Source organism: Mesorhizobium sp. M7D.F.Ca.US.004.03.1.1, from assembly GCF_003998635.1.
Lineage (GTDB): Bacteria > Pseudomonadota > Alphaproteobacteria > Rhizobiales > Rhizobiaceae > Mesorhizobium > Mesorhizobium loti.
Map to the genome: position 1 here is coordinate 1 of NZ_RZQG01000629.1, position 3,561 is coordinate 3,561.

General features: G+C 60.6%; 5 protein-coding genes and 1 tRNA gene. 5 read left to right on the forward strand and 1 reads right to left on the reverse strand.

Going from position 1 to position 3,561, the window contains the following annotated elements; translation table 11 throughout:
* Positions 1–987 (reverse strand): PAS domain S-box protein (locus EN935_RS26800; protein ID WP_127373787.1); only part of this gene is annotated, 987 nt, incomplete at its 3' end.
* 455 nt (positions 988–1,442) lie between these two features.
* On the opposite strand from EN935_RS26800, the gene EN935_RS26805 reads away from it, so the two are divergent.
* From EN935_RS26805 to EN935_RS26830, 5 genes are all read left to right on the forward strand, one after another.
* A complete protein-coding gene (locus tag EN935_RS26805) occupies positions 1,443–1,736 on the forward strand; it encodes a hypothetical protein (protein WP_109661437.1) in 294 nt (97 codons plus the stop codon).
* Between the two features lie 83 nt (positions 1,737–1,819).
* Positions 1,820–1,893, forward strand: a tRNA-Gln gene (locus EN935_RS26810).
* Positions 1,894–2,239: 346 nt separating this feature from the next.
* Entirely contained in the window at positions 2,240–2,431 is a 192-nt protein-coding gene (locus EN935_RS26815; protein ID WP_127263368.1) for a hypothetical protein, read from the forward strand.
* Positions 2,432–2,463: 32 nt separating this feature from the next.
* Positions 2,464–2,652 (forward strand): hypothetical protein, encoded by a 189-nt coding sequence (locus EN935_RS26820; RefSeq protein ID WP_109660899.1) that lies wholly within the window; start codon positions 2,464–2,466, stop codon positions 2,650–2,652.
* A gap of 712 nt (positions 2,653–3,364) precedes the next feature.
* On the forward strand, positions 3,365–3,561 hold a 197-nt coding region (locus EN935_RS26830), incomplete at its 3' end, for a hypothetical protein (protein ID WP_127373788.1).

Below are 3,561 nucleotides of genomic sequence, written 5' to 3' on the forward strand. Positions count from 1 at the left end.
CGTCAGCGACCAACTGAGATGGCCGGGGCTGCGCTCCAGCACCGCCGAGCCGTTCAGCGATTGCGGCGCGACCCGCTGCAGGACGACGGTGCCAAAACCCTTGCGTGTGCTTTCGTCCCGTCGGTCCCCTTCATACACCGGCATCGTCTCGTCCCAGACGAGATGGATTTCCCGCTTTCCCAAAACACCGGCGGCGATCTGCCAGGTGATCTCAAGCCGCCCTACATCACCAGCCAGAGCGCCGTATTTGGACGAGTTGGTGCCGAGCTCATGAAATGCCATGCCGAGATTTTGCACGGCGTTCGGCTGCAAGGTCAAAAGCGGTCCGGAGAGCGATACCTGCTCCTCGTGCCCGAACGGCTTGAGCTGCTCCTGGATGAGGTCGAAAAGGCTGGCGCCGGCCCATTCCGAGTTCACCAGCAGATCGTGCGACCGCGACAGCGCCATGATGCGGGAGCGGATCAGCGCCTCGAACTCGCGTGGATCGGTCGAGCGTTTGCTTGTCTCCCTGACCATCGAGAGGATCACCGCGAACTGGTTCTTGACGCGATGATTCACTTCGCGCAGCAACAGCCGGATCCGGCGCTCGCTCTCCTTGCTCGCGGTGATGTCGCGGGCGATCTTGGAGGCGCCGATGATCTCGCCCGATTCATTCCTGATCGGCGAGACGGTCAGCGAAACGGCAATGATCCCGCCATCCTTGCGTCGCCGGATCGTCTCATAGCTGGCCACGACTTCGCCATTGCGAACCCGGCCGATGATATCGGCCTCTTCATCCTTGAGATGGTCGGGAATGAGCATCAGCACGGATCGGCCGACAGCCTCCTCGGCAGCATAGCCGAACATGCGCTGCGCCGCCCCGTTCCAACTGGTGATGACGCTGTTCAGGTCCTTGCTGATGATGGCGTCGAAGGACGACTCGACGATCGCCGCCAGCCGAGAATCGGCGGTGATATGGATCAGGCCGCTGCTTGCCAATTCCGTCATTCCCCCCACCTTCCCCACATCACGTCGACCGCCTTGCGTCTCGCGGTCTCGCAACCGCCCTTGGGGCCTACGCCCAGCAATGCGTGGCGGAGCATTTTGGTTGCAATCGGCACGCGGCATTGCGCGGGCTCGAAGTAGCGCCCGGGAGCCAACTCACAATCAGTTCGGTTTGGGGATGACACGGTCGGGAGCATCCAAGGGAGGATTGGCGGCGGGGTCCCGCTGCGGGCAATCCTCATAGCGGTGGTCGCGGCCGCCGCAAAAGGAACAGCACATAGCTTCGCGATCTCCGTTTCCGGGCCGCCATTGCGGGGTCTCGTAGGGTTTCCTGCCATCCATCCCCAGCAATGCGCGACGGACCATTTGGTTGCGCGCCGAAGACGGCCAGCCGGCTGTTGCGGAACCACCGGCCTGGATGCGAGTTTGGCGTGACACATCAGCTTGAGGAAACCGCCATGCCCATCCGCCGAATTGCCTCGATGACGGCAGCGATCCTGCTTGCCGCGACCGGCCTGGCCGACGCTCGGCCCGATACCCGCACGATGAGCTGCGACCAACTCCAGCAACTGATCCAAAGCCATCGCGCCGTGGTGCTGACCACCGGCCCCAACACCTATGACCGCTATGTCAGGCAGTTCGGCAACGAATGCGACTGGCCCGAGGTACCGATGTCGGCCTACGTGCCGACCCGTGACGGAAGCTGTCCGGTCTACCGCTGCGAGGAACCGGTCAACAACTTCCCGAACTGATGTCGCTTGCCAGCAGCCTTTGCCGCTGCACCGCGTTGATCACGGCGCGCGAACCGGCTAGGGGTGTGGGCGCAGTTGCTTTCTCCCGCTTCGTCTAATGGTAGGACAGCGCCCTTTGAAGGCGTGAATCGTGGTTCGAGCCCATGAGCGGGAACCAAAATCATCAAGCGCTTGCAGGCCTCGACCACAGAGAGCCGAAGCGGCGCGCATGGCCTAGCCCGCCGATATCAAATACATCAACACGCTCACTATGGCAGTGACTGCCGCCCCACCCAAGATCAGCGCCAGGTGTCTCTGCTTGCGGGTCTTAACCGGCTGCTTTCGATCTGTGCTGGCGTAGGCACTATAGAGCCGCCGACCGTCCTCTCCGAACCGATCGCTGTTCGGGTAGGCCTTTTTCGGTTTTTGCCGGGGGCGAAGAAAGCTCACCTGATCCTCCAGAGAAACCGCTCCAACCCATGCTTATTAGCATATGCTTGTATTTCCCTTGAAGCAGGATCATCATGCAAGCTGTTAGCGGCTTGAAGGGGTGCAGCGCCATGGAACTGAGTTGTTTTGACCAGAGCGGGGGCATCTTTGCCTCGACAATGCTCATGAACATCACTGCGGTTTTCATGATTTTGGCAGCATTTGCCGCCGTACGGCTGACTGCAATGTCAGGCGAAGGTTCTATCGAACAGCTCCAGACGGTGTAGCCCGCGAGGTGCCTCCCGTCCGGGAGATGGATATGTCCGGGAGAAAAATGATTGCGGTCAAGGACTGGTCTTGCGGCATGAGCGACGAACTTGGCCGTGTGGTCCTGACCATCAACCCGACTGAAGGTGAGCCAATCTTGGTTTTGCTGACAATTTTCCAGGCGGCAAAAATGGCCGGGGAATTGCGGGCACCGAAACTCGTCCCCCTCTCACCTCGGTGACGCCACGCCCGAGGGGAGAAGTGATAGGAACTGCCTTTGAAGCGTGAACCGTGGTTCGAGCCCATGAGCCCGCCAGGCAATACGAATCCGTTTTTTAGCAACAGCGAAACCAAGGTCGCACTTCCACGTTGAGCCTCGTTCGACGTGGAGTTCAGAGAATGGATTTGGCAACCCAGGCAGTGATGCTTTTGCTCTCCTGCAGCCAAGGAGAGGCGTCAATATGCAAACCCGTCGATATGGCGCCGACACTGTACGCATCCCTCGATCAATGCCGAGCGTCTTTGGCCGACAGGTTGGCAAGCTCGCCCAACGGCGAAATCGTCGGAAGGTGCCGGCCCATTGATCCCACCGTCACTGCTTCACTTCCGACAGACTACACCACGGTCGTGGTCACGCGAGGCATTGGGAACGGCGCTGCGACGAGCTATCTCGTGCCGCGGGCGGCAAAATGATTAGAGGCGATCCGCCGAAGCTTGGCCATCATCAACGCTGACGCTGGTCATGGTGGCGCAACGCCGATGGCAACGAGGGTCAAGCTCGCCGGGGCAACCCCAACGCCTCCCCGGCGAGCCTGCTGCTCCGCTACGATGAACAATGGAGCAATTACTGCTCTACGAATTCGGGCGCCATTAAGTTGCATCTGGCGCTCCTGAAACCATTTCGCGGACCCTGCGTTGATGGGCGGGGCACCCGCCAGACCAGGAGACATCTCATGACCGTCAACTGCCGCATATCCATCGACAACCGGCCGGAAGCCACCGATGCCGTTTTCCAGGCGGTTCCCCGGATCGGCGAAAGCGTTTCCCTGTCGATCAACGGAAATGCGCAGGATCTGCGGGTATCGCGTGTCGTGCATGTGACCAACGGCAGCTTGGAAGGCGCCGCCATCGTCGTCGAAGTGACGACCAA